The sequence below is a fragment of the Sulfuriferula sp. GW1 genome (assembly GCF_047300855.1).
In the GTDB taxonomy this organism is placed as follows: Bacteria; Pseudomonadota; Gammaproteobacteria; order Burkholderiales; family Sulfuriferulaceae; genus Sulfuriferula.
In genome coordinates, this window is record NZ_CP170197.1 from 2567120 (window position 1) to 2591277 (window position 24158).

Annotated in this window: 27 protein-coding genes and 1 tRNA gene; 9 read left to right on the top strand and 19 right to left on the bottom strand. The window is 57.3% G+C overall.

Features of this window, described 5'->3' with window-relative positions:
* Window positions 1-85: 85 nt before the first annotated feature.
* The gene (locus ACFDAU_RS12680) at window positions 86-1087 is read left to right on the top strand and encodes a sodium:calcium antiporter (protein WP_413437260.1); all 1002 of its coding nucleotides are present in this window, start codon (window positions 86-88) and stop codon (window positions 1085-1087) included.
* A gap of 13 nt (window positions 1088-1100) precedes the next feature.
* On the opposite strand, the gene ACFDAU_RS12685 is transcribed toward ACFDAU_RS12680, so the two are convergent.
* From ACFDAU_RS12685 to ispB, 5 genes are all read right to left on the bottom strand, one after another.
* Window positions 1101-2480 (bottom strand): sigma-54-dependent transcriptional regulator, encoded by a 1380-nt coding sequence (locus ACFDAU_RS12685; RefSeq protein WP_413437261.1) that lies wholly within the window; start codon window positions 2478-2480, stop codon window positions 1101-1103.
* Window positions 2474-4108: a two-component system sensor histidine kinase NtrB gene (locus tag ACFDAU_RS12690; RefSeq protein WP_413437262.1), complete on the bottom strand. Its 1635-nt coding sequence runs from the start codon at window positions 4106-4108 to the stop codon at window positions 2474-2476. The genes ACFDAU_RS12685 and ACFDAU_RS12690 overlap by 7 nt, the downstream gene beginning before the upstream one ends.
* Window positions 4109-4333: a PP0621 family protein gene (locus ACFDAU_RS12695; protein ID WP_413437263.1), complete on the bottom strand. Its 225-nt coding sequence runs from the start codon at window positions 4331-4333 to the stop codon at window positions 4109-4111.
* Window positions 4334-4407: 74 nt separating this feature from the next.
* Window positions 4408-4484: transfer RNA gene (locus ACFDAU_RS12700), tRNA-Pro, on the bottom strand.
* A 37-nt stretch (window positions 4485-4521) separates the two neighbouring features.
* A complete protein-coding gene (gene ispB, locus ACFDAU_RS12705; protein ID WP_124704754.1) occupies window positions 4522-5484 on the bottom strand; it encodes an octaprenyl diphosphate synthase in 963 nt (320 codons plus the stop codon).
* Between the two features lie 130 nt (window positions 5485-5614).
* On the opposite strand from ispB, the gene rplU reads away from it, so the two are divergent.
* The 4 genes from rplU (at window position 5615) to proB (ending at window position 8462) form a co-directional block, all read left to right on the top strand.
* The gene (gene rplU, locus ACFDAU_RS12710; RefSeq protein ID WP_124704755.1) at window positions 5615-5926 is read left to right on the top strand and encodes a 50S ribosomal protein L21; all 312 of its coding nucleotides are present in this window, start codon (window positions 5615-5617) and stop codon (window positions 5924-5926) included.
* An 11-nt stretch (window positions 5927-5937) separates the two neighbouring features.
* A complete protein-coding gene (gene rpmA, locus ACFDAU_RS12715) occupies window positions 5938-6198 on the top strand; it encodes a 50S ribosomal protein L27 (protein ID WP_413437264.1) in 261 nt (86 codons plus the stop codon).
* A gap of 69 nt (window positions 6199-6267) precedes the next feature.
* A complete protein-coding gene (cgtA, locus tag ACFDAU_RS12720) occupies window positions 6268-7347 on the top strand; it encodes an Obg family GTPase CgtA (protein ID WP_413437265.1) in 1080 nt (359 codons plus the stop codon).
* Entirely contained in the window at window positions 7344-8462 is a 1119-nt protein-coding gene (gene proB, locus ACFDAU_RS12725; protein ID WP_413437266.1) for a glutamate 5-kinase, read from the top strand. The genes cgtA and proB overlap by 4 nt, the downstream gene beginning before the upstream one ends.
* Before the next feature lie 18 nt (window positions 8463-8480).
* Here proB and ACFDAU_RS12730 read toward each other — a convergent pair whose 3' ends face one another.
* From ACFDAU_RS12730 to ACFDAU_RS12755, 6 genes are all read right to left on the bottom strand, one after another.
* The gene (locus tag ACFDAU_RS12730) at window positions 8481-8951 is read right to left on the bottom strand and encodes a CNP1-like family protein (RefSeq protein ID WP_413437267.1); all 471 of its coding nucleotides are present in this window, start codon (window positions 8949-8951) and stop codon (window positions 8481-8483) included.
* Window positions 8952-9096: 145 nt separating this feature from the next.
* Complete coding sequence (locus ACFDAU_RS12735) at window positions 9097-10308, bottom strand: class I SAM-dependent methyltransferase (protein ID WP_413437269.1); 1212 nt, start codon at window positions 10306-10308, stop codon at window positions 9097-9099.
* 60 nt (window positions 10309-10368) lie between these two features.
* Window positions 10369-10956, bottom strand: coding sequence for a DUF3501 family protein (locus ACFDAU_RS12740; RefSeq protein WP_413437270.1), 588 nt, complete (start codon window positions 10954-10956; stop codon window positions 10369-10371).
* Between the two features lies 1 nt (window position 10957).
* The gene (locus ACFDAU_RS12745; protein WP_413437272.1) at window positions 10958-11263 is read right to left on the bottom strand and encodes an encapsulin-associated ferritin-like protein; all 306 of its coding nucleotides are present in this window, start codon (window positions 11261-11263) and stop codon (window positions 10958-10960) included.
* A gap of 12 nt (window positions 11264-11275) precedes the next feature.
* On the bottom strand, window positions 11276-12601 hold the full coding sequence (locus ACFDAU_RS12750; RefSeq protein WP_413437273.1) for a heterodisulfide reductase-related iron-sulfur binding cluster: 1326 nt from the start codon (window positions 12599-12601) through the stop codon (window positions 11276-11278).
* 105 nt (window positions 12602-12706) lie between these two features.
* Window positions 12707-13126: a rubrerythrin family protein gene (locus ACFDAU_RS12755; protein ID WP_124704763.1), complete on the bottom strand. Its 420-nt coding sequence runs from the start codon at window positions 13124-13126 to the stop codon at window positions 12707-12709.
* A gap of 199 nt (window positions 13127-13325) precedes the next feature.
* On the opposite strand from ACFDAU_RS12755, the gene msrB reads away from it, so the two are divergent.
* From msrB to ACFDAU_RS12770, 3 genes are all read left to right on the top strand, one after another.
* Window positions 13326-13724, top strand: a complete 399-nt coding sequence (msrB, locus tag ACFDAU_RS12760; RefSeq protein ID WP_413437274.1) for a peptide-methionine (R)-S-oxide reductase MsrB — start codon at window positions 13326-13328, stop codon at window positions 13722-13724.
* A 55-nt stretch (window positions 13725-13779) separates the two neighbouring features.
* The gene (locus ACFDAU_RS12765; protein WP_413437276.1) at window positions 13780-14478 is read left to right on the top strand and encodes a ferredoxin--NADP reductase; all 699 of its coding nucleotides are present in this window, start codon (window positions 13780-13782) and stop codon (window positions 14476-14478) included.
* 72 nt (window positions 14479-14550) lie between these two features.
* Entirely contained in the window at window positions 14551-15504 is a 954-nt protein-coding gene (locus ACFDAU_RS12770) for an MBL fold metallo-hydrolase (RefSeq protein WP_413437277.1), read from the top strand.
* Between the two features lie 47 nt (window positions 15505-15551).
* Here ACFDAU_RS12770 and ACFDAU_RS12775 read toward each other — a convergent pair whose 3' ends face one another.
* The 7 genes from ACFDAU_RS12775 to ACFDAU_RS12805 form a co-directional block, all read right to left on the bottom strand.
* Window positions 15552-15860, bottom strand: coding sequence for a DUF3301 domain-containing protein (locus ACFDAU_RS12775; protein ID WP_413437278.1), 309 nt, complete (start codon window positions 15858-15860; stop codon window positions 15552-15554).
* A 14-nt stretch (window positions 15861-15874) separates the two neighbouring features.
* Window positions 15875-17239 (bottom strand): DEAD/DEAH box helicase, encoded by a 1365-nt coding sequence (locus ACFDAU_RS12780; protein WP_413437279.1) that lies wholly within the window; start codon window positions 17237-17239, stop codon window positions 15875-15877.
* A gap of 55 nt (window positions 17240-17294) precedes the next feature.
* On the bottom strand, window positions 17295-18479 hold the full coding sequence (locus ACFDAU_RS12785) for an MFS transporter (protein ID WP_413437280.1): 1185 nt from the start codon (window positions 18477-18479) through the stop codon (window positions 17295-17297).
* A 15-nt stretch (window positions 18480-18494) separates the two neighbouring features.
* Window positions 18495-19268, bottom strand: a complete 774-nt coding sequence (locus ACFDAU_RS12790; protein WP_413437282.1) for an MBL fold metallo-hydrolase — start codon at window positions 19266-19268, stop codon at window positions 18495-18497.
* Complete coding sequence (gene bamC, locus ACFDAU_RS12795; protein ID WP_413437283.1) at window positions 19268-20425, bottom strand: outer membrane protein assembly factor BamC; 1158 nt, start codon at window positions 20423-20425, stop codon at window positions 19268-19270. Before bamC ends, ACFDAU_RS12790 begins: the two co-directional genes overlap by 1 nt.
* Window positions 20426-20446: 21 nt before the next feature.
* Window positions 20447-21322 (bottom strand): 4-hydroxy-tetrahydrodipicolinate synthase, encoded by an 876-nt coding sequence (dapA, locus tag ACFDAU_RS12800; protein ID WP_413437284.1) that lies wholly within the window; start codon window positions 21320-21322, stop codon window positions 20447-20449.
* 87 nt (window positions 21323-21409) lie between these two features.
* Window positions 21410-23158 (bottom strand): adenosylcobalamin-dependent ribonucleoside-diphosphate reductase, encoded by a 1749-nt coding sequence (locus tag ACFDAU_RS12805; protein ID WP_413437285.1) that lies wholly within the window; start codon window positions 23156-23158, stop codon window positions 21410-21412.
* A gap of 154 nt (window positions 23159-23312) precedes the next feature.
* Here ACFDAU_RS12805 and ACFDAU_RS12810 point away from each other — a divergent pair, with 154 nt between their 5' ends.
* Window positions 23313-23681, top strand: coding sequence for a response regulator (locus tag ACFDAU_RS12810; RefSeq protein ID WP_124704893.1), 369 nt, complete (start codon window positions 23313-23315; stop codon window positions 23679-23681).
* Here ACFDAU_RS12810 and sixA read toward each other — a convergent pair.
* A complete protein-coding gene (gene sixA / locus ACFDAU_RS12815; RefSeq protein ID WP_413437286.1) occupies window positions 23678-24154 on the bottom strand; it encodes a phosphohistidine phosphatase SixA in 477 nt (158 codons plus the stop codon). The genes ACFDAU_RS12810 and sixA overlap by 4 nt on opposite strands.
* Between the last annotated feature and the right edge of the window lie 4 nt (window positions 24155-24158).

The following is a 24158-nucleotide window of genomic DNA, read 5'->3' on the forward strand; positions in this document are numbered from 1 at the left end:
TTAAAAGGGCACAACTTTACGGGATAAGGCTTTACCGCCGCAAGCCTGTTAAAATCCGGTTTTTAATGCTGTCCGGGATATCGATATGCTTTGGCTGGAATTATTGGGTTTTCTGGTGCTTATTCTGATTGCCGCGGAAGTCTTCGTAAACGCACTCGAACATCTGGGCGAAAAGCTGAAGATATCCGAAGGCGTTACCGGTTCGATATTTGCCGCGGTGGGTACAGCGTTGCCGGAAACCATGGTGCCGTTGCTGGCAATTTTCGCCGGCACCCAGAATGTCCAGGTGAACCAGGAAATCGGTGTAGGCGCGATTCTCGGGGCACCGCTCATGCTGTCTACTCTGACCATGTTTCTGATCAGCCTTGCGGTGCTTAAAAAACGCGGTATGCAGGGGCATTTCACACCGGAACGCTCCGGACTCAGGCGCGACATGAATTTTTTCCTGGTTGCATTCGGATTGTCCTGCGTGGCACTGTTCATTCCGCATGACTCGAACCAGATTCGTTTCCTGTTCTCCGTCATCATGGTGCTGATCTACTTTGTTTACGTGATGATGACCCTGCGCGCCTCGGCTGCGTTGGTGCAGGATGGGCACGCCACGGAGGCAGGCAAACCGATGTTCCTGTCGAAACTCGGCGTCCCCACCACCCTGCTCACCATCCTGATTCAACTTGCGTTGGGCCTGGGGCTGCTGGTGGCAGGCGCGGAAGGCTTTATCCACGGCATCGAACTCGCTGCACCGATACTGGGTATCTCCGCCCTGTTGCTATCGCTGATGATCGTACCACTGGCCACCGAATTGCCGGAAAAGGTCAACAGCATACTGTGGATCCGCAAACATAAGGATACCCTTGCCTTCGGAAACGTAACCGGTGCCATGGTATTCCAGGGTACATTGCTGCCCGCCATCGGCATTGCGCTGACCCCGTGGGTACCTCAAAAAGAAGTCCTGGCTGGCGTGGTGATCACTTTGATCGCTGCCGCCTGGTTGCGTCTGATGCTCTCCCGTGGCCAGTTGCGAGTGTGGCATTTGTGGGTAAACGGAGCGCTGTATGCAGGCTATCTGGCGATCGCATTGGGATAGGGGGCTCGAGAGGCTATTCTATCCCCAGCCGTTCCAGCCGGTAGCGCAAAGCGCGGAATGTGATCCCCAGCAGTTTGGCGGCAGCGGTCTTGTTATAACGGGTTTTTTCCAGCGCTTCCTGAATGGCCTCGCGCTCAAGCTTGTCCAGGTAATCCTGCAATGGCCATTTCGCGCCTGCCTGCAATGCCTCCTGCGCGCCCTCCTCCTGTGCGGGGGTGAGTTGCAAATCCATCGCATCAATCTTGCCGCCACCAGACAGCGCCAGCGCACGCTCCAGAATGTTCTCCAGTTCCCGCACGTTACCCGGGAAATCGTATTGCGACAGCGCTTTGCCGGCTTCTTTATCGAGCGCAGGTACGGCCATGCCCGCCGCCTGCGCCAGGCGTGCCAGCAAGGTGCCGGCGATTTCCGCCACATCTTCACGCATTTCACGTAACGGCGGCATTTTCAGCTCGATCACATTCAACCGATAGTACAAGTCCTGACGGAAACGGCCTTCCTCCACACAGCGCGCAAGACTCTGGTGGGTGGCGCTGATGACGCGCACATCCACAGGTTCTTCCAATGTACTGCCGACCTTGCGCACTTTTTTTTCCTGTATCACGCGCAGCAATTTGACCTGCATTTGCAATGGCAAATCGGCCACTTCGTCGAGAAACAGAGTCCCCCCATTGGCAGCCTGAAAAAAACCGTCGCGATCCGCTTCGGCACCGGTAAAAGCGCCTTTTTTGTAACCGAAAAACTCCGATTCCATCAGGTTCTCGGGAATCGCACCGCAGTTGACCGGCACGAATGCCTTGTCCGCACGCACACCCTGCTCATGGATGAGCCGTGCGGCGAGTTCCTTGCCACTACCGGATTCGCCGGTGATATACACGGGCGCCTGGGTGCGCGCCAGCTTTTCGATCAGTTCGCGCGCCTGCTGCATGGCGTGAGAAGTCCCGATCAAGGCACGTTCCGAAGCTGACGGCGCTGCATGACGTTCAGGTAGCTTGAGGGCTGATTTGACCAGAGCGCGCAACTGTTCCAGCGTCACCGGTTTATTGATGTAGTCGAATGCACCGGCCTTGAGAGCGGCCACCGCGTTTTCAGTATTGCCGTGCGCCGTGATCACGGCGACCGGGATTTCCGGTCGCTGCTCGCCGATGTAGCGCACCACTTCCAGCCCTTCCCCATCGGGCAGGCGCATGTCGGTCAGGCACAGGCTGAAATTCCCTTCCTTGAGTTTCTCGATCGCTTCCTGCACGCGCATGGCTCGCACCACATCCAGCCCCATGCGCAACAGCGTCAATTCCAGCAACTCAAGGATATCCGCCTCATCATCCACAATAAGTACCGGCAGCACAGGTGCCTGCCCACTGCGCCCCGTGTAATTTTCTTTGCTTTTTAACACGCGCCCTCCCGGCAACTGATTTTGAAATGTCCGCCCGTCTTCTCCACAATGTAATCCAGGCTGGCACGATTGGCTTCACACATTTCACGCGAAATATACAATCCCAATCCGGTGCCCAAGCTGTCAGTAGTAAAAAACGGTTCAAACAGCTTGCCCAGATTTTCCATGGCAATGCCCGGACCGTCGTCAACAACATGTATTTCCACCACACTTGCGCTCGTCTTGTTCACCCGCAACCCTATACTGCCCGGCTGCTTGCGCGAATGCCGCCAGGCGTTGCGACACAGATTCCACAGCACCTGGTTGAGATGGCCACGGTCAAAACACACGTCTTTTCCTTTATCAACACTCAGGCTGATGCTGTCTGGCGGAATATTTTCCGCCAGACAGAATTCCTCTACAAAAGTTGGCAGATAACCCGCCAGCACAATGGACTCGGGTTGAACCCGGTCACGCCGGTTAAGCGTCAGGACGTCACCGACCAGACGATCGATACGTTTGGTATTGTCGTGGATAATCTGCAGCAGGCGTTCATGGGTTTTATCTTCCATAGCGTCCTCCTGCAGAATCTGCGCGGCATGACTGATCGAAGATAGCGGGTTGCGCACCTCGTGGGCAATATTCGCGGTGAGCCGTCCCAGTGCTGCCAGCTTGATCTGTTGCGCCTGCTGGTGTACGCGGCTCAGATCTTCCAGTACCAGTACGGCCCCCATTACTCGCTTGTCACCCACCGCAATGAAACGCGGCTGGCATTGCGCATTGCTGCGCCCGACAGTCAACGCGGCAAAGTTTGCCTGCGAATTTTTACGCCACTGTTCCAGACAATTCACCAACGCCGGAACCACTCCGCCCAGCGGTTGGCCCACCCCTTCGTCAGCTTTGTCGGCGAGATCGAGTATGCGTACTGCATGGCGATTCGCCTGACGTATATTGCCTTCACCGTCGAGCACGATGACGCCGTCCTGCATGTCTTCGATCACCAACTGGTTGATCTGTGCCATGTTTTCCAGGTCTTCCGCGCGCGTCGCCGCCAGTTGCTCGCTGGTATGGCTGCGCCTGGCCAGCACGTGTGCAATCCAGGCAGTGGTGAAGAACGCGACGCCCAGCAGCCCCGCTTGGGCAAAATCCCCCACAGATTCACGATAATCCAGCACACCAATGGTATGCGCGACCAGTACCGCAACCGTCGCGAGCGCTGCATGCAGCAGGACCAGCCGACCACGGCTGATGAGCCCGCTTGACACCAGTGACACAATCAACAACAGGCCCAGACCGCTGCGGACGCCGCCGCTGACTGACATCATCAGCACAATCAGCACAATATCGGTCAATATCTGAAAGCTTACCTGCCATTCAAAGCGCGGCTTGCGCAAGCCGATCGTGACAATAGCCAGTGCAGCCAGACCGAGATAAATAATGCTATAGAGAAAAAACAGCCCAGGGTTCTCCTGCCCCAGCAAGGGCTGGTCGGAAGACAGCAGACTAATCGCCAGAAATACGCCGCCGAGGGTGAGCCGGTACAAATTGAGGTAATGCAGCGTGCGCCAGTAGCTGGCGGGCTCGGGTGTGCTGGGAGAGGCTACGATGGCAGCGGCCGTCCTCAATGGGTTGCTCGCATGCTGGTTCACTCAGGGTTGATGCAACTGGCGGTGCTCGTTTCCGCAAAAAAACTCACCGCGTGACAGCACCGCTTCGCTGCGCGGCAAGTTCACGCCGCAATGCATACATCGCACCATGTCTTCCGGCGGCTTTGCTTTAACGCGATCACCTGACTGTCTGTTGCCACGTGCCGGGGACTTGATCACCCAGTAAATCACGCCACCGATAATCAACAACAACAGTATTTTTGCCAAGATAAATCTCCCGTAAATCCAGCGCTACAGGGCTGGCTGCAGATTTGGCAGAGGATAGGATAATATACTTAAACTGGTCGGGGTGAGAGGATTCGAACCTCCGGCCTCTACGTCCCGAACGTAGCGCTCTACCAGGCTAAGCTACACCCCGAATTGACTTACGGCGCAAAAAATTCAACCGGGCAAATTCAATAATCGCGGTTGACTGCAAAGTCTGCCAATTTTAGCAGACTCGATTTATATTGAGAATCCGGCAATCCGGAAATGGCCGCGCACGCAATCTCGGCTTCGCGCGTTGCCTGACGGCGCGTGTAATCGAGCGCACCACTGCTGCCAATCGCTGCCAATATGGTTTGGAATTCGGCTCGACCACCTTCCTCAATGGCATGGCGCACCATACTTGCCTGTTCGGGTGTGCCGTGTTTCATCAGATACAGCAACGGCAAGGTGGGCTTGCCTTCAGCCAGATCATCACCAATATTCTTGCCTATTTCTTCGTGGTTACCGGAATAATCAAGCACGTCATCAATCAGTTGAAAAGCCGTGCCCAGATGCATCCCGTAAGCAGCCAAGGCATCTTCAGCAGCGCGTTCGGCGCCGCCAATAATCGCTCCCAGGCGAGCCGCCGCTTCGAACAGCTTGGCTGTCTTGTAACGAATCACGCGTAAATAATCTTCTTCGTGGATATCTGCATCATTGCAGTTCATCAACTGCAGTACCTCGCCCTCGGCGATGATATTGGTGGCGTCAGATAACACTTCCATTATCCGCATGTTATTCACCGTAACCATCATCTGGAAAGCGCGCGAATAGAGAAAATCCCCCACCAGTACGCTGGCGGCGTTACCGAACAGCGCATTGGCTGTCTCTCGCCCACGCCGCAGTGTTGATTCATCCACCACGTCATCGTGCAGCAGGGTCGCGGTATGGATGAATTCAACCACGGCTGCGAGCTCGTACTGATGCGTGCCGCGATATCCCAACGCGCCCGCGGAAAGTAGCACCAGAGCCGGACGCAGGCGCTTGCCGCCGCTATTGATGATATATTCGCTGACCTGACTGACCAGCACCACTTCAGAATGCAGACGAGCGCGGATCACCGCATCCACGCTACGCATATCATCTGCCAAAAACGCTTGAATTGCCTGCATTGTCGAAAAATCGCAAAAAAGAGTTGAATGGTAGGGAGACACACACTGTTGTGTCAAGGATGGTTTGACCTTGCCTGTTGATTTCTATATAATTCCGCCCTTCCTCTAGTTTAGATGTTTGGAGCTCACCATGTATGCGGTCATAAAAACCGGCGGCAAGCAGTATCGCGTTGTCGCTGGCGAAAAACTTAAAGTAGAACAGATCACCGCGGACGTTGGCAGCGAAATCGTGCTGGATCAGGTGTTTATGGTTGCCGAAGGCGACAACATCAAGGTCGGCGCGCCGTTGGTTGACGGTGCCAAGGTCACTGCGACCATTATTTCGCATGGTCGCGGCGAGAAAATCCGTATTTTCAAGATGCGCCGTCGCAAGCACTACCAGAAGCATCAGGGTCATCGTCAAAATTACACTGAAATCCAGATCAGTGGCATTTCGGCTTAAGGAGATAAACCATGGCACACAAAAAAGCAGGCGGCAGTTCCCGTAACGGTCGCGACTCCCATTCCAAACGCCTGGGCGTAAAGCGCTATGGCGGACAGGAAGTGCTGGCTGGCAATATCATCGTGCGCCAGCGTGGCACCCAGTTTCATGCCGGCGACAACGTTGGTATGGGCAAGGATCACACTCTGTTCGCTACGGTTAACGGCGTAGTGCAATTTGTCGTCAAGGGCGCGCTAAAACGCAAGATGATCAATATCATCCCTACCGCGTAATACTCGCTCGGTTGGACATTCAAGCCCTATCCGCTGGATAGGGCTTTTTTACTTTGGTGGCATGGACAGATGAAATTCATTGACGAGGCAAAAATCGAGGTCTTCGCCGGTAACGGCGGTAATGGCTCGGCCTCGTTCCGCCGCGAAAAATTCGTTCCGCGCGGCGGCCCGGATGGCGGCGACGGTGGCCGCGGGGGCAGCATCATTGCGGTTGCCGATCGCAATATCAACACCCTGGTCGATTTTCGCTATACACGCGCCTTCCGCGCCCGTCCCGGGGAAGGTGGCCGCGGTGCTGACTGCAATGGCAAAGGCTCCGACGACATCATCCTGCGCATGCCCGTGGGCACCGTGATCACCGATATGGCGACCAACGAAGTGCTGGTGGATCTGGCCCACGATGGCCAGCGCGCTGTCATCGCCAAAGGCGGCAAAGGCGGCCTCGGCAATCTGCACTTCAAGACCAGCACCAACCGTGCCCCGCGTCAATTCACTCGCGGCGAACCCGGGGAAGAGCGCGAACTCAAGCTGGAGCTGAAAGTACTGGCTGACGTCGGTCTTTTGGGCATGCCCAACGCAGGGAAATCCACCTTTATTCGCGCCGTTTCCGCAGCGCGCCCGAAAGTCGCCGATTACCCCTTCACCACACTGGCGCCCAATCTGGGGGTAGTCCGCGTAGACATCGACAAGAGTTTTGTCATCGCCGACATCCCCGGGCTGATTGAAGGCGCTGCCGATGGCGCCGGGCTGGGCCACCGTTTTCTGCGGCATCTGGCACGCACCCGCTTATTGCTGCATCTGGTGGATATCGCACCCATGGATGCAGGCACCAACCCGGTTTACGAAGCCCGCGCCATTGTCAACGAACTGCGTAAATACGACGAGTCGCTCTACAATAAACCGCGCTGGCTGGTACTCAACAAAACCGACATGCTCGATGAAACCGAACGCGCGGGCAAGATCGCAGATTTCGTCCGGGATTACGGTTGGGAAGGCAAAGTGTTCAGCATTTCAGCGCTGACCGGAGAAGGCTGCAAGGCCCTCACTTACGCCATCATGGCACATCTCATTGCCGCCCGCGAAGCTGAAGAAGCGGTTGCACAACCTGCCGCCGAACCCGTAACGCCGACTTACGACCCGACCTTATGAAACCGGTACTACAATCCGCGCGCCGTCTGGTAGTCAAGGTCGGCAGCGCCCTGGTCACCAACGACGGCCGCGGACTCGACCATGCCGCGCTGGCCAACTGGTCGGCACAAATTGCCCAACTTACCCATATGGGCAAGGAAGTGGTGCTGGTGTCGAGCGGCGCAGTGGCGGAAGGCATGCAGCGCCTGGGATGGAAAGCACGTCCCAGTGCCGTTCACGAGTTGCAGGCGGCAGCAGCAGTAGGACAAATGGGGTTGGTACAAGCCTATGAAAGCAGCTTTCGCAGTCACGCTTTGCATACCGCACAGATTCTGCTTACCCATGACGACCTGGCCGACCGGACCCGCTATCTGAATGCGCTTTCCACCTTGCGCACCCTGTTGGCATTGAAGGTTATCCCGATCATCAATGAAAACGATACGGTTGCCACCGACGAAATCCGCTTTGGCGACAATGACACCCTGGCCGCGCTGGTAACCAATTTGATAGAAGCCGATGCGCTGGTGATTCTTACTGATCAGGCTGGCCTGTACACCGCCGATCCGCGCAACAATCCAGATGCCACATTGGTCAGCGAGGCACACGCTGGCGATCCGGCACTGGAAAAAATGGCGGGCGGTGCGGGGAGTGCCATCAGCCGCGGCGGGATGTTGACCAAGATTCTGGCGGCTAAACGTGCTGCCCGCAGTGGCGCGCACACCATTATTGCCAGCGGGCGCGAAGCCGATGTACTCGTACGGTTGGCCAAAGGCGAAGCAATCGGCACACAACTGGCAGCCACTCAAACCCCACTGTCATCGCGCAAAACCTGGCTTGCCGACCACCTGCAAGTGCGCGGCAAACTGACCTTGGATGCCGGTGCAGTCAAAGCCGTGACGCTGGATGGAAAGAGTCTGCTGCCGATCGGCGTGATTAACGTCGAGGGCGAATTCGCGCGCGGTGAAGTGGTTACCTGCGTGTCGCCGGAAGGTGTGCAAATCGCGCGCGGGTTGGCAAATTACGCCGCCAGCGAAGCACGAAAGATTGTGCGGCTACCGACAACGCAGATTGAGGCGACGCTAGGTTACATTGACGAACCTGAACTGATCCACCGCGACAATCTCGTATTACTCTAAAATTCGTCATGAGACGAACTACCATGCGCCGCGCATATTCCTGAGCACGTCTTTGGGGCTACTCACCATTTCTCCCTGCGGGCACAAATACTCATCGGCAAGGGCGCGGTGATAGGACAGCGAAGAAGCTGAAGCGATTGGCTGCCACTTGCTATCATGGGCACGCGACCAGGTACCATCTGTGTGACCAATCGCATAAATCTTGCGTTCCCGGTTAGCGCAGCGAATGCCTTCAAAACTCACATTGGTCGCGCCGCCTCGCGCCTTGATGACCAATACATAACGCACCACGCCATCTTTGTCCGCCTCCAGCGTGGCCTTGTCCACGAAATAATGATTCCCGGCGATGCCGCTTACATAGAACGCCTGCAGGTTTTCGTCTTTGGGATAGGGGGGCAGCTGGGCTTTTACTTCTTCCCAAGGCTTCTTCTGCTCATCAAAATCCCTGTCAAAGTCCAGGCCCCACGCATGTCCCAACGTGGGGGCCATGAGCATTCCAAGCAATGCAAGCGATACAAGTTGACGCATGATTATCCATCGCAAAAAGTCGCATGATACACCGCAGCAATGCAGGAACAGTCTAAAAAGACCGCATATGACAACCCGCAGAGCCAGGCTGTCTCATTCGGGTAAGTCATGCGTAAACGTGGTCACGTGTAAACGGATACGGCAAGCTGCCATTGGCATGGGGTTTACCTGCAAGCACCTGAAACAGTGCCATCCAGCCGCGTTCAAACGCGTGCGCCGAACCCGCCATATAAATTCGCCAGATGCGATATTTCTGCTCGCCGATCAGGCGACGCGCCTCCTCGCTATGCGATTCAAGCCGGTGAACCCATTGCCACAGGGTACGCGCATAGTGGGGGCGCAGGTTTTCCGCATCCAGGCATTCCAGCCCGCCGCGCGCCAGCGATTCGATGACCCGTGCGGCATGCACCAGTTCGCCGCCGGGAAATACGTAATCTTCAATAAATTCGGAGATGTCACTTCCCAGCCCGCCAGTATCCAGCCCCGCCGAAGTAATGCCGTGATTCATCACTAGTCCACCGGGTTTGAGCAGGCTGTATATCTTGTTGAAGTAATTATCCAGATTGGCCCGCCCCACGTGTTCAAACATCCCGACACTGGCAATCTTGTCGAACTGCATGTCTGCCGGCACGTCACGATAATCCATCAGACGCACTTCGACCCTGCCTACCAGCCCGCGCGCCTTGATCTGCTCCTGTATATAGTCATGCTGATTCTGGGACAGGGTGATGCCGACCGCATGGACGCCATAATGCTGCGCCGCCCACAGCACCAGACCGCCCCATCCGCAGCCTATATCGAGCAGGCTTTCGCCGGATTGCAGCATCAGTTTCTTGCAGATATGGTCAAGCTTGGCTTCCTGCGCGGTTTCCAGAGTGTCGTCCGGATGGCGGAAATAGGCGCAAGAGTAGACGCGTTTTTGATCCAGCCAAAGCGCATAAAAATCGTTGGAAACATCGTAGTGATAGCTGATATTTTTGCGATCGCGCGAACGTGTGTGACGCCACCATTTCCATGTCTGGCTGTCTTTTTTGTCCTGCGCCAGGCACTCACCCACAGCGCAGAGTTTTTCACCCAGATCGAGAATTTCGTGGATGTCGCCTTCCAGGTCAATTTCGCCTTCGACATAACAGCGGGCGAATTTTCCCAGTGTGGGGTTGGATAAGGATACCGCCGCCTTGGGGGAATTGAGCGACAAGCGCACGCTGTCATGTTCGCCAAAGCGCATCGTTTCGCCATTCCAGAAGCGGATGGACAATGGCAGGGGCTGGCCACCCAAGCCGGATTTAAAACGATTGATCATCATGTTGTCGAGCACGATATTCTCCTCATCTTCAATCAAGCCTGCAGTATTTTGGCTTTAAGCCCGTCCCGAAAACTAAATAGTCAAATCCTTTAACAATGAGGTACGTGTCGCCTCGGGCACCGCATCCATATGTGCAGTATAGGCGGGATGGTCTACTCCCATAGCTAGTGCTGCACCAGCCTTGAGCGATGCGGCCATCCCGGATTGCAGATCAAAGCGCAAAAAATGTACCGAAGAGGTCTTTTCCTCGTTTTCGCGCTCCATATCTTCATCAGCAATAGCGTAAACACGAGCGTGCCCCGCTACCTGGACATAGACCTTGTCTTCTATCCCTTTGAGCCTGGCGAGCATCACGCGGCGCTCATTCACATCGGGGTATTCGATGAGCATCGTGGCTTTCCAGTTGTTACCGTCCGGCACCAGCGGAGTATAGGCATTGAGCTCATCCTGAATACCTTCCTCAAGAAAAGTTTTTTCCACTCGCAACATTTCCTGAATCTGGTACCGAAGTGTGAGCTCATCCTCGAACATTAATGCCACATTATTGCCCAGTTGAACGCGGCGATTTTTTTTGTGCTCGATGGTCTGCGCGCGTAGCGCGGGGCGTGCTTTGGCGTAGGCTTCCAGCGTCATCAAGCTGTCTCGGGTAATCTGTCCCATTTCATTTTTCCTCGTGTGCATGCTGGCCGGCGATACGGCCTTTTTTAAACAAGGTTTCGCGTAATTCATGATCTAGAGTGGGGTCTTGTCGACGTATCCATTCCAGCACCATCACCGCGTGTTCTTTTTCCTCGTCCCGATTATGTTCGAGGATAGCTCTAAGTTCTGGGTCGGTGCAGGCATCAACGCGCTGGTTGTACCAGTCGACTGCCTCCAGTTCCTCCATCAGCGAGACGATGGCGCGATGCATATCCTGAGTCGCAGCGGACAGTTTGTCGATTGGCTCGTGGTAACCTTCACTGCTCATGTACTCTGCTCCTTATAGTCCGTAGGCGATACGCATCAAGGTGATGGGGTGTGCCTTCTGTGCACGACTCTCACCCATGCCGTGCTGAATGTGGCTTGCGGCAATGGCGCAATCCGAACTGATGTAGTCCGGATCGGCAGCTGCCATCTGCTTGAATACCGGGCGGCCGATTTTCACTGCATTCGGGTAAAACTCTGTTTTCACCCCCCATGTACCATCATGGCCGGAGCAGCGCTCCACCATGGTAACTTCTGCACCTGCCAGTTTCAGACTGTCGCGGGTCTTATTGCCGATATTCTGCACACGTTGGTGGCAAGGCACGTGGTAGGCAACCTTGCCCAGCGGCTTGACGAAATCGGTCTTGAGCAAACCATCTGCCTGGCGCGCCATCAAGTACTCGAACGGATCCCACATTGCCGCCTTCACCGCCTGCACATCTGCGTCATCGGGGAACATCAGCGGCAGTTCCTGTTTATACATCAGCGTGCATGATGGGACGGCGGTGAGAATGGCATAGCCCTCGCGCGCCAGTTTGGCCAAGTGCGGAATATTCACATTCTTGTGCTTTTCCACGGTTTCCAGATCACCCAGTTCCAGTTTAGGCATCCCGCAGCAGGATTCTTTTTCCACCAGCACGCTGGGGATTTCGTTGTGCGCGAGTATTTTCAACAAATCATGACCGATACCTGGTTCGTTATAGTTCACATAACAGGTTGCGTATATGGCTACTTTGCCTGGCGTCTGCGCGCCCTCACGGCTGGTAAAACTATTGTCGGGATGCGCGGTGCTGCGAAATTTGGCGCTGTCGTATTTCGGCAATACCTGATCTCTATGGATACCCAACTGGTCATCCATGAGTTTGCGTGCGGTGGTATTGTTCATTGCCGCATTGACAACCTGCACTACCACCGGGATGGAAGCCAGCTTTCCCATGGCATCCGTGCTGGAGAGCAGCTTGTCGCGGAATTTTGTGTCACCTTGCTTGAACTTGACCGCCTTGGCACGCAACATGGTGTGAGGAAAATCCAGGTTCCAGGGATGCGGCGGCACATAGGGGCATTTGGTCATGTAACACAGATCACACAGGTAGCATTGATCGACCACCTTCCAGTAATCCTGTTTGTTAACGCCATCCACTTCCAGCGTGGACGATTCATCCACCAGATCAAATAACGTCGGGAAGGCCGTACACAACGACACGCAGCGACGGCAGCCATGGCACAAATCGAATACGCGTTCCATTTCGTGGAACAATGCGGCTTCATTATAAAATTCGGGGTTTTGCCAATCCAGCGGATGTCGGGTAGGAGCTTGTAGATTGCCTTCTCGCACGGTCATTTTTGTTCTCTGAATGCAAAATGGGATTTAAACCTGCGAGTCGCGGTGAGCATGCAGCCACCACAACCCGCAGTACAATTGCGCTAATTCGCAATGTCAGACTTTTCAGTCTACAAGTGCGTCCAGCGCTTTCTGGAAACGGCCGGCATGCGAACGCTCAGCCTTGGCCAGAGTTTCAAACCAGTCGGCGATTTCATCAAAACCTTCTTCACGCGCGGTTTTAGCCATGCCTGGATACATATCTGTGTATTCGTGCGTTTCACCGGCGACTGAGGCTTTCAGATTGTCGCGGCTAGCGCCGATAGGCAGTCCAGTAGCCGGGTCACCGCAGGCCTCCAGGTACTCCAGATGGCCATGCGCGTGGCCGGTTTCACCTTCGGCAGTGGAACGGAATACTGCGGCAACGTCATTTTGGCCTTCCACATCCGCTTTTGCTGCAAAATACAGGTAGCGGCGGTTGGCTTGAGACTCACCGGCAAATGCTTCTTTCAGACTTGTTTCAGTTTTTGAACCTTTGAGTTGCATGGTCATTCTCCTCGGGTAACGTTCAGGTAACGCGAAGCTCTAGGAATACAAGCTTCGAACAGATTAGACTAAATCTAAACTGTAAACAGAATATAGATCACAACCTGCATTCATGTCAATGTCAAAACCGTGAATTTTGACTGCTTGCCATTAGTCACCCATTTATGATCATAATTCCACTTGGATAAAAGGAATCAAAATGACTGGAAAATCACCTTTGGACGAACAGACTTTACGCGCAAAGCTCACACCCGAGCAATATCAGATCTGCCGTGAGCATGGCACCGAGCGCGCCTTTACCGGCAAATACTGGAATCTCAAAGATGCGGGCACCTATCGGTGTGCATGCTGCGGTGAGCCTTTATTCGACGCGGACACCAAATTCGACTCGGGCACCGGTTGGCCAAGCTTCTGGCAACCGATCATCGAATCTGCAGTGGAAACCAGTCCCGACAACAGCCTGCTCATGCAGCGCACCGAAGTACATTGCCGTCACTGTGGCAGCCACCTCGGGCACATATTCGAAGACGGTCCGGCACCGACTGGATTGCGTTATTGCATCAATTCGGCTTCGCTTGATTTCGAGGCGAAGAAGTAACTGTGTTCCGGACAATCTGTGCGACCATAACCATAATAACCAGCCGGGGACAGCCTTGTTTAACGCAATCATCACGCACATCCAGCAAGAAACCCCGAGCGTCAAGTCGTTCCGGCTCGATGTAGACACGCCCCCGTTCCACTTTCTCGCCGGCCAATGGATAGACCTGTATGTAGAAATTGACGGTGCAATCCAGGTTGGCGGCTATTCGATGACTTCCTCGCCTGTCATCACCGACAGCCTGGAACTGGCCATCAAAGCCAGCACACGCCACCCGGTCACGCAGTGGCTGCATGAACATGCCAAAATTGGCGACCGTGTGCGCATTTCCAGCGGCCAGGGGGTTTTCGTCTACCAGCCGGAAATGAGCCAGCGTGTGGTGCTGGTGGGTGCGGGCGTCGGCGTCACGCCGCTTATCAGCATTTTTCGCTATATTGCCGACGCAGTACCCGGCACCGAAGCCACGCTGGTATATAGCATTCCCAGCCCGGATGAATTCCTGTTCCGCAATGAAATTGAACAACTGATCCGCCTTCATCCCAATCTGCACAGCGTGGTCACCGTCACCCAGCCAGATAACAACTGGCATGGGCGTACCGGGCGCATGGACTCCAACCTGCTTGAAAGCGCCGGCATGAGTCGCGACACACTCTACTACCTGTGCGGGCCGCCGGGCATGGTGGAAGATGTCAGCAGCATCCTGGTCAGCCTTGCCGTGCCCGCCAGCCGCATCATTTTCGAAAAATGGTGGTAGTGCCATACCATATCTCATTGACGGACAGTACGGCATCATGCAGGCTTGCCCGCATATTTGAGGAGACCCAACATGAAAATAATTCACGCCTTGTGCCGAGTGTTCGCGCCACTGTTGTTTCTACCACTGAGCGCTGCGGATGCCGCCGAAAACATGGTTCGCGATTATCCAGCCGAAAAGATTGCGGCGCACACCTATGTCATCCATGGCCCGCTGGGCGAGCCTTCGGTCGCCAATCAGGGCTTCATGAACAACCCCGGCTTTGTCATTACGGATAACGGCGTTGTGATCATCGACCCGGGTTCCAGCCTTGAAGCGGGGCGCATGGTATTGCGCCAGGTACGCAAACTCACCGGCAAGCCCGTCACCCATGTACTTGATACACACATACACGGTGACCACTGGCTTGGCAACCAGGCCATTCTGGAAGCCTATCCCAAGGCGCAACTGATGGCGCATCCGGAAATGATCCGCAAGGCCCAGGCCGGTGAAGCCGAGGTATGGACAGGCTTGATGGAACGCCTCACCCAGGGGTATACCAAGGGCACCCGCGCGGTGATTCCCACCGTTGCCGTAACGGAAAACCAGCGCTTCACCACCGGCGGCATGACTTTCCACATCCTCGCGCCGGAAAATGCGCATAGCAAGACCGACATCATGATTGAAGTGGTTCAGGATGCCGTGGTATTCACTGGCGATAACGTGCTGAACCAACGCATTGCGCGCCTGGACGATGGCACTTTCAAGGGGAATATCGCCGCCTGTGACCGCGCTATCGCGGTCAAGGCCAAGCGCTATGTGCCCGGCCACGGCAAAACGGCGGATGCCGCGATGGTGAAAAACTACCGCGATTACATGGCGACGCTCATGGCCGAAGTTCAGCGCCAGTACGACGCAGGCAAGAGCGATTTTGAGATGAAGGACGCCGTCGCAGCCAAGGTCAGCGCTTACAAGGACTGGTCAGGTTTTAATGAACAACTGGGCAAGCATATCAGCCTGGCGGTGCTGGAAATCGAATCCATGTAACCATCGGAGAAATGGAGCAGGCCGGATGAGATTGCAAACCGCCAGGACTACACTGTCCACACATTGCCCAGCCTGACCGTCTCCACCACGTTGCCCAGCATCAGCACCACGCCGCCGCGGCGGTTATCTCCGGTATCACTGAATTCAAAACGGTAAAAACGCCGCAACGCGACTTGTCCGCCCGGATGGCGTGCCAAGCGGATAGACGCCACCGCCACGGTGTCATCGAGCAGTTGCACGGCGTCGGCATTGCACGCGCGTTTTGCAGCGGCGATAGCGGTTTCGCGGGTTTTCAGGCTATCCAGCCAGAACCAGGCAAGCCCGCCCAGGGCAGCCACAACGACCAGTTCAATCATGCGCGGAGGGATTGTTAACGGCTCGAATTCACCGGTGGCCGGAACAGCGCGGCGACCTGTTTGCGTCCGGTAGCGGCGGATTCTTTGGCGCGCACGCTGAGCGGGGTGTCGGGCACTTCGATGTCCTCGCGTTCGCGCCGGGCCGGAGGGCTGCCTGCCAGCGGCTCGCGCGGGGCTGGTACGGGGCGCTCGCTACGCGCACGCGGTGGCCGCGCCGGTTCCGGCATGGCACCCAGTTCGGGCTCGAAACCGGGAATGATTTCGGAGGTAATTTTGGTTTTGAGCAGCCGTTCTATATCGGCCAGGTAACGCAACTCGTCTTCCGCCACCAGCGACAGTGCAATGCCGCTGGCCCCTGCGCGACCGGTGCGACCGATGCGATGCACATAGTCTTCCGCCGCGTGCGGCAGATCGTAATTCACCACGCACGGCAGCTGGTCAATATCCAGGCCGCGTGCAGCAACATCGGTCGCTACCAGCACCTGAATCGCACCTTGCTTGAATTGATCCAGCGCTTCCACCCGGGCCTGCTGCGTTTTGTCGCCATGAATGGCGTTGGCCGGAATGCCATCCCGGCACAAATGCTGCGCCAGCCGGTTGGCGCCGATCTTGGTGCCGCAGAACACCAGCACCTGACGCAGCTCGCGGGTTTTGATCAGGTGCGCCAATAGCGCATGCTTGCGCTCCTTGTGCACCGGCACCACGCTTTGCGTGACCGTCTCGGCGGCTGTATTGCGACCCGCCACCTCGATCAGTTGTGGGTTGTTCATCATGCTGTCGGCGAGCTTCTTGATCTCGCCGGAAAAGGTGGCGGAGAACATCATGTTCTGGCGCGCAGCCGGCAGCAAGGCGATGATGCGGCGCAAATCGGGCATGAAACCCATGTCCAGCATGCGATCGGCTTCATCCAGTACCAGCATTTGCACCTGCGACAGATTGAGCGTTTTGTTTTGCACGTGATCGAGCAGGCGCCCCGGCGTGGCGACCAGAATATCCACACCACTGCGCAGCATATCAATCTGGGGGTTAATGTTCACGCCACCGTACACCACGGTAATACGCACCGGCAGATATTTGCCATAGCGGTGCACGCTCTCTTCCACCTGCATCGCCAGTTCGCGCGTGGGGGTGAGGATCAGTGCGCGGATTGGATGACGCGCGGGGGATGGGCTGGAGCTGGCGTAAGGCGCCAGGCGGCTCAATAGCGGCAGGGTAAATCCGGCGGTCTTGCCTGTGCCGGTTTGCGCGCCGGCCATCACATCGCAGCCGGTGAGCGCCACCGGGATGACCTGCGCCTGTACCGGCGTGGGTTCGGTATAACCGCACTCTTCTACAGCGCGGAGTATCTCTGGCACCAGGCCGAGATCGGAAAAAGCCATGCGTATTGCTCCTGATAAATCAAGCGCTTATTCTACAGCATACGCATGCTGTCTGTCAGTGCACCACCTGGTTTGCGCGCCCGACCAGAAATAATGCAAGCATGCCCGTCACTGCAAACGCGGCGCCCACGGCACATGCCGCCAGCCATCCGGCATGTTGCCAGGCATATCCGCCCAGCGCTGAACCTGCCGCGCCGCCCAGAAAATACGTCACCATATACACGGCGTTGAGACGATTGCGTAAATCGGGATGGAGCGCGTAAATACGCGTCTGGTTGGACAGGTGACTGGCCTGCACGCCGGCGTCCAGCAACACCACACCCAGCGCCAGTCCCAATAGCGTGGTCCCGGCCAGCCCCATCAGCAGGAACGCGAGCAGCACCAGCAGCAAAGCGCCGCCGTTCAGCAGCGGCGCTGAAACGCGGTCAGCAAGGCGTCCGGCCAGCGGTGCGACGAGTGCGCCGGTGACGCCGATGAGGCCGAACATCCCCGCCACTTCGCTGCCGTAGTCAGGCGACAGGTGATGCAGATGAAACGCCAGCGTGGTCCAGAACACGCTGAACGTGGCAAATCCGCACCCTCCCACCAGCGCATGGCGGCGCAGCACCGGCTCGCTGCGCACCAGATGGATCAGCGAAGCCAGCAGCGCTGTGTAGGCGATCGGCCGGCTGGGCGGCAGGCGCGGCAGGGTGCGTTGCAGCAACACCGCCAGCATCAGCATCACGCCGATGGCCAGCAGATATACATCACGCCAGCTGCCTGTATAAGCGCCGATCCAGCCGCTCAAAGTGCGCGACAGCAGGATGCCCACCAGCAGCCCGCTCATCACGATGCCGACAATGCGTCCGCGCTGCTCGGGCGCTGCCAGATGTGCCGCAAAGGGCACCGCCAGCTGCGGTACCACGCTCACCGCTCCCAGCAGGAAACTCGCCAGCGTCAGCCAGCCCAGCGTGGGTGCGAACGCCACACCAAACAGCATCAAAACAGCACATAGGGTAGTAACCACAATCAGGCGCCGGCGCTCCAGGCTATCGCCAAGCGGAACCAGTAGCAGCAAGCCGGTCGCATAGCCTAGCTGGGTTGCGGTTGGCACAATACTCACCGTTGCAGACTGCACGCCAAAGTCGGACGCTATTTCGACCAGCAAGGGCTGGCTGTAATACAGATTGGCCACTGTGGCGCCTGCCGCTATAGCCAGCAGGCCGACCAGACGAGGTGAAATCGGAGGTGAACTTTGCATCTGTCCGCCTGCGAATCAAGCCCTGCGCAATTCGCGCCAGCCAAACCCTTCGTCCTGGCTGGCATGGCTGAACCAGTCGGGCATGCAACCCAGCACATCGGCCAGAGCCTGCAATGCCAGCTGTGGCGTATTGTTGTGTTTGGAAAGATGGGCGGCCACAAGATGCTGCAATCGACGGTTATCCAGTCTGGACAGAAGCGCGGCCGCAGCCTGATTGTCGAGATGACCAAAGCGCCCCGCGATGCGGCGTTTCAGGCCGGGCGGATAGGCGCTGTTGTCGAGCAACTCGCGATCATGGTTACACTCCAGCACCAACGCATCGCACCCGGACAACATGGTTTCGATATGCGCGGTCGAGGCGCCCACGTCAGTCAGCACGCCGAGCCGGTGCATGCCGTCGCCGAACACGAACTGCACCGGCTCGCGCGCATCATGCGGTACGGGAAAAGGATGAATTTCGATGTCACCGATGGCAAAGGCAGTATGGCTGTCGAGTTCGCGCACCTCGGGCAGTTGCGTGCACTGGTTGCGGAATACCGCCAGGGTGCCGCGCGTCATCCATACCGGGATGCCATATTTACGTGCAAAGCGCGCTGCACCGCCGATGTGATCGGAGTGCTCGTGGGTAATGACGATAGCATCCACGTCTTCGGGCTGGAGCGATTTGGCGGCCAGGCGGCGCACCGTGTCACGCAGACCGAAACCGCAGTCGAGCATGATGCGCGTATGCCTCACCTCGACAACCAGGGCATTGCCCTCGCTGCCGCTGCCGAGGGAAGCAAAACGCATTACTTGAGCTGTTCGAGCAGCAGCTTGATGATCTTGTTGGCAGTTTCAGGTTTTGCCGGCGTACCTTGTGCGGTCATTACGCGGACTTCCGAACCATTGGCCGCCTGATTTTCAGATACCTCAACCTGGTATTTATCACCATTGTCCGCAGTTTTCTTGGAACTGCGCCAGAACGCCAGCTTGCTCAGGAAGCCGGAACTCTGTTTGGTTTCCACGTCTTGCTGTGGATCAATATAGCGTACGTAATAAATTCCCTTGGCGCGGTTACGGTCTTCCACCGTGAAGTTGATGCGGTCCAGCGCCAGCCCCACCCGCCGCCACGCGCGATCAAATGGATCGGTGAGCATCAACATGGGTGCACCGCCGCTTGCCTGGACAAGCTTCGCGCGATCAGGCTGGTTTTGCTCGGCCAGCATGGCCTTGGCCTGCGCTTTTTCCACCCCGAAACGCTCCATCAGGCGGCTCAGCATTTCAGCTTCCAGTCCGGGATCAGCCGGGCGCGGTTGCCAGATCGTGTGTTTATCTTCAAAACCATTGCCCGTATACACTTCGGCCATGCCACGATGGCTGATGTAAATTTCTGTTTCGCCCGGTGGATTGGTGGTGCGTTCGAGGCGGGTACGGAATTTGTCGCGCTCAGGCGTGGAGTAAAGGTTATCCACGACTTTGCCCAACAGGTTTCGTATCATGTCCTGGGGAATTTTGGCGCGGTTTTCCGCCCAGTCGGTTTCCATGATGCCGGCCTGAGGATCCTCGACGTTGATCACAAAACCATTTTCCTGCCAGAAATCCTTGACGATCGGCCAGACTTTTTCCGGCGGCATATTGACGATCAGCCAGCGCTCGGAACCGGCACGTTCGATACGCACCTTGTTCTGGGTAGGCAGAATTTCGCTTTTACCGGTGCCGGCATTCTCGCTGCGCTCTGCGCTGTAGGCCGAATAGGTGGCGCTGCCGCGCGGATTGAGGTCAGGCACCTGGTAGCGGCTGTCGGCAGTGGGCGCAGTCAGGTCTGGGGGCACTTCCAGCGTGGGTACCGTCGTGGCGGATTTGTAGTCGATCTTTTTCGATTTCAGGGCATCCATGCTGCCACAACCTGCAACGCTCAGTGCCACACCTGCGCTAACCAGCGCCATCCACAATTTGCTACGTTTCATGGTTACCAATCCTTAAAATACTTACATGGCATTGGCCCGGCGCATGGCCCGGCGCAATGTATCGTGGTGCTCTGCAGACAACGGCGTCAACGGCAAACGTATCCCGGCACCGATCAGGCCCATCTCGGCCAGCGCCCATTTCACCGGGATCGGGTTGGCCTCGACGAACAGTTTTTGATGCAGTCCGAACAACTGCTGATTGAGTTCGCGCGCGCGTGACAGTTCCCCATTGAAGGCGGCGATACACATCTCATGCATGGTGCGTGGCGCAATATTCGCGGTAACTGAAATCACGCCATGCCCGCCCATCAGCATGAACGCCAGCGCTGTCGCATCATCGCCGGTATACAAGGCGAAGTCGGCCGGCGCGCGCAAAACCAGATCTGTGGCGCGTTCTATACTGCCGGTCGCATCCTTGATACCGACAATGCCGGGGACTTCGGCCAGGCGCAGCGTGGTGTCGTTGCTGATATCGCTGACCGTGCGCCCCGGCACATTGTAAAGTATCAGCGGCAATTCCTCTGATTCGGCGATCGCCCGGAAATGGCGGTACAAACCCTCTTGCGTGGGTTTGTTGTAATACGGCGCCACCGACAGCGCGTAATCCGCCCCGGCCGATTTGGCGCAGTGCGTCAGTTCGATTGCCTCCGAGGTGGAGTTCGCCCCAGTGCCGGCAATCACCGCCATACGTCCGGCAGTCTGCTCGACCACGGCACGAATCAGCGCGCAATGCTCGTCATAACTCACCGTGGGCGACTCGCCCGTGGTGCCCACCACGACTATGCCGTCCGTGCCTTGCGCTGCATGCCAATCCACCAGCGCACGCAAGCGCACCAGATCAAGGCTGCCATCGTCCTGCATGGGCGTCACAATGGCGACCAGACTGCCTTTTAACATGCCATCATCCGCTTGAATTTAAATCCGGCCAGTTTACCCGATAACGCCGCCCCCGGAAACCCGCACCCAACAGCACCGAAGCGCTGTTCAATCTGCGCCGGGAAGCTCGCAACAGGGCTTGGCGGGGGGCGGCTGATCGGCCGTCATGACCTGGCCGCGGCCGGCGCCAGGCCGATAGGTGGTGCAGCCTTTCAGGCCCAGCGCATATGCGTTTCGGTAGATCGCCTCGAACCCGGAAAACGCCATGTCTGCCGGTACGTTGATGGTTTTAGAAATGGAATTATCCACATGCGCCTGCAACGCCGCCTGCATTTGCAGGTGTTGATCGGGCGGAATTTCCGTAGCGCTGACAAAACCCGGCGGCAGCGGCGCATCCCCGTGCAGGCTGCGGTAGAGCCGCCAGGCGTAGTCCTCCACCACGTATTCGGTCAGACCGCCGTCCGGCCGCCGCACGTTGTGCTGGTAGCGATAAGCGTAGATCGGCTCCAGGCCGCTGGAAATGTTGTTGGCGAGGAGACTGATGGTGCCCGCCGGGGCGATGGCGGTGAGGTGGCTGTTGCGGATGCCATGGGCGGCAATGGCGGCGCGGATGTCTTCCGGCAAGCTGCGCACGAATTCGCCGGCAAGATAGGACTCGGCCCGGTATGCCGGGAATGGCCCGCGCTCCCTGGCCAATTCCGCCGAGGCACGGTAGGCGGCATGGCAGATCGCAGCCATCGCTGCACGCGCTGCATCCAATGAAGCATCGCTGCCGTAGCGCAAGCCCAGCATGGCCAGCGCATCGCCCAGCCCGGTGATGCCCAGCCCCAAACGGCGCGAACGCCGCGCCACCTCGCGTTGGCGTGGCACCGGGAAATGGGCCAGCTCGTAGACGTTATCCAGCATGCGTACCGCCACGCTGGCGGTGGCAGCGATACCGTCCAGATCCAGCGTAGCATCGGGCGTGAACGGCGCGCGCACAAAGCGCGTCAGGTTGATCGAGCCGAGGTCGCAGGCGCCGTAGGGCGGCAGCGGTATCTCGCCGCAGGGGTTGGTGGCGCGGATGGTTTCCTCATACCCCAGGTTGTTCAGGCGGTTGACCCGGTCGATGAAGATTACGCCGGGCTCGGCGCTGTCGTAATTGGCGCGCATGATGCGTTCCCACAGCACGCGGGCGCGCACGCTGCCCACCGTGCGCCCGGGCGGGAAGCTCAATGGCCAGTCAGCGTCCTGATCCAGCGCCGCCATGAAGGCATCGCTCACCAGCACCGACAGGTTGAAATGTCGCAGCACAGCCGGATCGCGCTTGGCCTCCACGAATTCCAGGATGTCGGGATGGTCGCAGCGCAACGTGGCCATCATCGCCCCGCGGCGCGCGCCGGTGGAAATCAGGGTGGCGCACATGCTGTCCCAGATGTGCATGAAGGACACCGGCCCGGAGGCAATGGTGTCACTGGCGTCCGCCCGCGCCCCGCGCGGGCGCAAAGTGGAAAAATCATAGCCCACCCCGCCGCCGGCCTGCATGGTAAGCGCGCCTTCCTTCAGTGCGCTGAAAATACCGTCCAGAGTGTCCTCGATGGTGCCCATGACGAAGCAGTTAAACAAAGTGGTGCGGTGTCGCGTGCCGGCTCCGGCCTGGATACGCCCGCCGGGCAGAAAGCGGAAATTCGCCAGCACCTCATGAAAACGCGCCGTCCAAACGCCCTCCTGCCCCGCTTCCACCGCGGCCAGCGCACGCGCCACCCGCTGCCAGGTATCCTCCAGGGAAGCATCGCGAATCACGTCGCCGTCCCGGTAGCGGTACTTGGTATCCCATATATCTGTGGAGATGTCGGCAAGCGGAAGGTCGAAGTTCATGCTTTCCTCATGTTCTGGAACAACCTGTCCCAGCTTGATGCACGGCACCCGCTTTTACAAGCAGCATGACGCGTTACCGGCAATTTCAGCAGTCCGGCAACCGACAGGTCTTGTACAATATTGCAAACGAGGATGATGCATGACCAACAACACACTGAAAATTCTGGTGGTGGACGATTTTTCCAGCATGCGTCGCATGCTGCGCAGCCTGTTGCGGGAACTTGGCCATGCGCATACCGAGGAAGCCGAGGACGGCGTGGCGGCCCTGGAAAAATTGCATGCCGGTCATTTCGACATGGTGATTACTGACTGGAGCATGCCCAATATGACCGGTATCGAACTGTTACGTGAAATCCGCCGCGATTCGGCGCTCCGTCATCTGCCTGTATTGATGGTCACTGCCGAAGCGCTGCCGGAGAATATTGCCGAGGCGCACAACGCGGGGGCCAGCGGTTATATTTGCAAGCCATTCACTGCCGATGCGCTGCACACCGCCCTGGCACAGATACTGCCCGGAATCTAGGCCAATTCCGGCGTCATCACTGCGCGCACCATGGTTTGCTGGGTGGCTTGACGCACCCGGTTGGTAAGCCACCACAAGCCGCCTTTCTTGATCGAAAAATTCGATTCAGTACCGCTCAGCAGCAGTGCTGCCGTCTGCCCCAGACTGGGTTGATGGCCGACTAACACCACGCAACCGCCCGCGTCCGGCCAGCCCGCAGCAAGCACTATGTTCATGGCATCGGCACCCGGAGCGATTTTTTTTACCGTCTCGAACGGCCTCCCCAACGCTTCGGCGGTTTGCTGCGCACGTTTCGCCGGACTCACCAGAATCACGGCGTTTTTGGGTAAACGCGCATTCAACCATGCTGCCATCTGTGCAGCCTGTTTATGCCCTTTGGTAGTGAGTTCGCGCTCCATGTCAGGCAGCCCATCTACGGCATCGGCATGACGCCACAGGATCAAATCCATATCTGCTTCCAAAAATTCATACATGCTA

Coding starts and splice junctions, on each gene's coding strand:
- proB (WP_413437266.1), top strand. CDS start 7,344: ATGAAACCGGTACTACAATCCGCGCGCCGTCTGGTAGTCAAGGTCGGC.
- ACFDAU_RS12785 (WP_413437280.1), bottom strand. CDS start 18,479: ATGCAAAGTTCACCTCCGATTTCACCTCGTCTGGTCGGCCTGCTGGCT.
- ACFDAU_RS12780 (WP_413437279.1), bottom strand. CDS start 17,239: ATGGCTTTTTCCGATCTCGGCCTGGTGCCAGAGATACTCCGCGCTGTA.
- ACFDAU_RS12755 (WP_124704763.1), bottom strand. CDS start 13,126: ATGCAACTCAAAGGTTCAAAAACTGAAACAAGTCTGAAAGAAGCATTT.
- ACFDAU_RS12730 (WP_413437267.1), bottom strand. CDS start 8,951: ATGGCCCCCACGTTGGGACATGCGTGGGGCCTGGACTTTGACAGGGAT.
- bamC (WP_413437283.1), bottom strand. CDS start 20,425: ATGAAACGTAGCAAATTGTGGATGGCGCTGGTTAGCGCAGGTGTGGCA.
- cgtA (WP_413437265.1), top strand. CDS start 6,268: ATGAAATTCATTGACGAGGCAAAAATCGAGGTCTTCGCCGGTAACGGC.
- rplU (WP_124704755.1), top strand. CDS start 5,615: ATGTATGCGGTCATAAAAACCGGCGGCAAGCAGTATCGCGTTGTCGCT.
- ACFDAU_RS12770 (WP_413437277.1), top strand. CDS start 14,551: ATGAAAATAATTCACGCCTTGTGCCGAGTGTTCGCGCCACTGTTGTTT.
- ACFDAU_RS12745 (WP_413437272.1), bottom strand. CDS start 11,263: ATGAGCAGTGAAGGTTACCACGAGCCAATCGACAAACTGTCCGCTGCG.
- ACFDAU_RS12790 (WP_413437282.1), bottom strand. CDS start 19,268: ATGCGTTTTGCTTCCCTCGGCAGCGGCAGCGAGGGCAATGCCCTGGTT.
- ACFDAU_RS12740 (WP_413437270.1), bottom strand. CDS start 10,956: ATGGGACAGATTACCCGAGACAGCTTGATGACGCTGGAAGCCTACGCC.
- ACFDAU_RS12680 (WP_413437260.1), top strand. CDS start 86: ATGCTTTGGCTGGAATTATTGGGTTTTCTGGTGCTTATTCTGATTGCC.
- sixA (WP_413437286.1), bottom strand. CDS start 24,154: ATGTATGAATTTTTGGAAGCAGATATGGATTTGATCCTGTGGCGTCAT.
- rpmA (WP_413437264.1), top strand. CDS start 5,938: ATGGCACACAAAAAAGCAGGCGGCAGTTCCCGTAACGGTCGCGACTCC.
- ACFDAU_RS12750 (WP_413437273.1), bottom strand. CDS start 12,601: ATGACCGTGCGAGAAGGCAATCTACAAGCTCCTACCCGACATCCGCTG.
- ispB (WP_124704754.1), bottom strand. CDS start 5,484: ATGCAGGCAATTCAAGCGTTTTTGGCAGATGATATGCGTAGCGTGGAT.
- msrB (WP_413437274.1), top strand. CDS start 13,326: ATGACTGGAAAATCACCTTTGGACGAACAGACTTTACGCGCAAAGCTC.
- dapA (WP_413437284.1), bottom strand. CDS start 21,322: ATGTTAAAAGGCAGTCTGGTCGCCATTGTGACGCCCATGCAGGACGAT.
- ACFDAU_RS12805 (WP_413437285.1), bottom strand. CDS start 23,158: ATGAACTTCGACCTTCCGCTTGCCGACATCTCCACAGATATATGGGAT.
- ACFDAU_RS12775 (WP_413437278.1), bottom strand. CDS start 15,860: ATGATTGAACTGGTCGTTGTGGCTGCCCTGGGCGGGCTTGCCTGGTTC.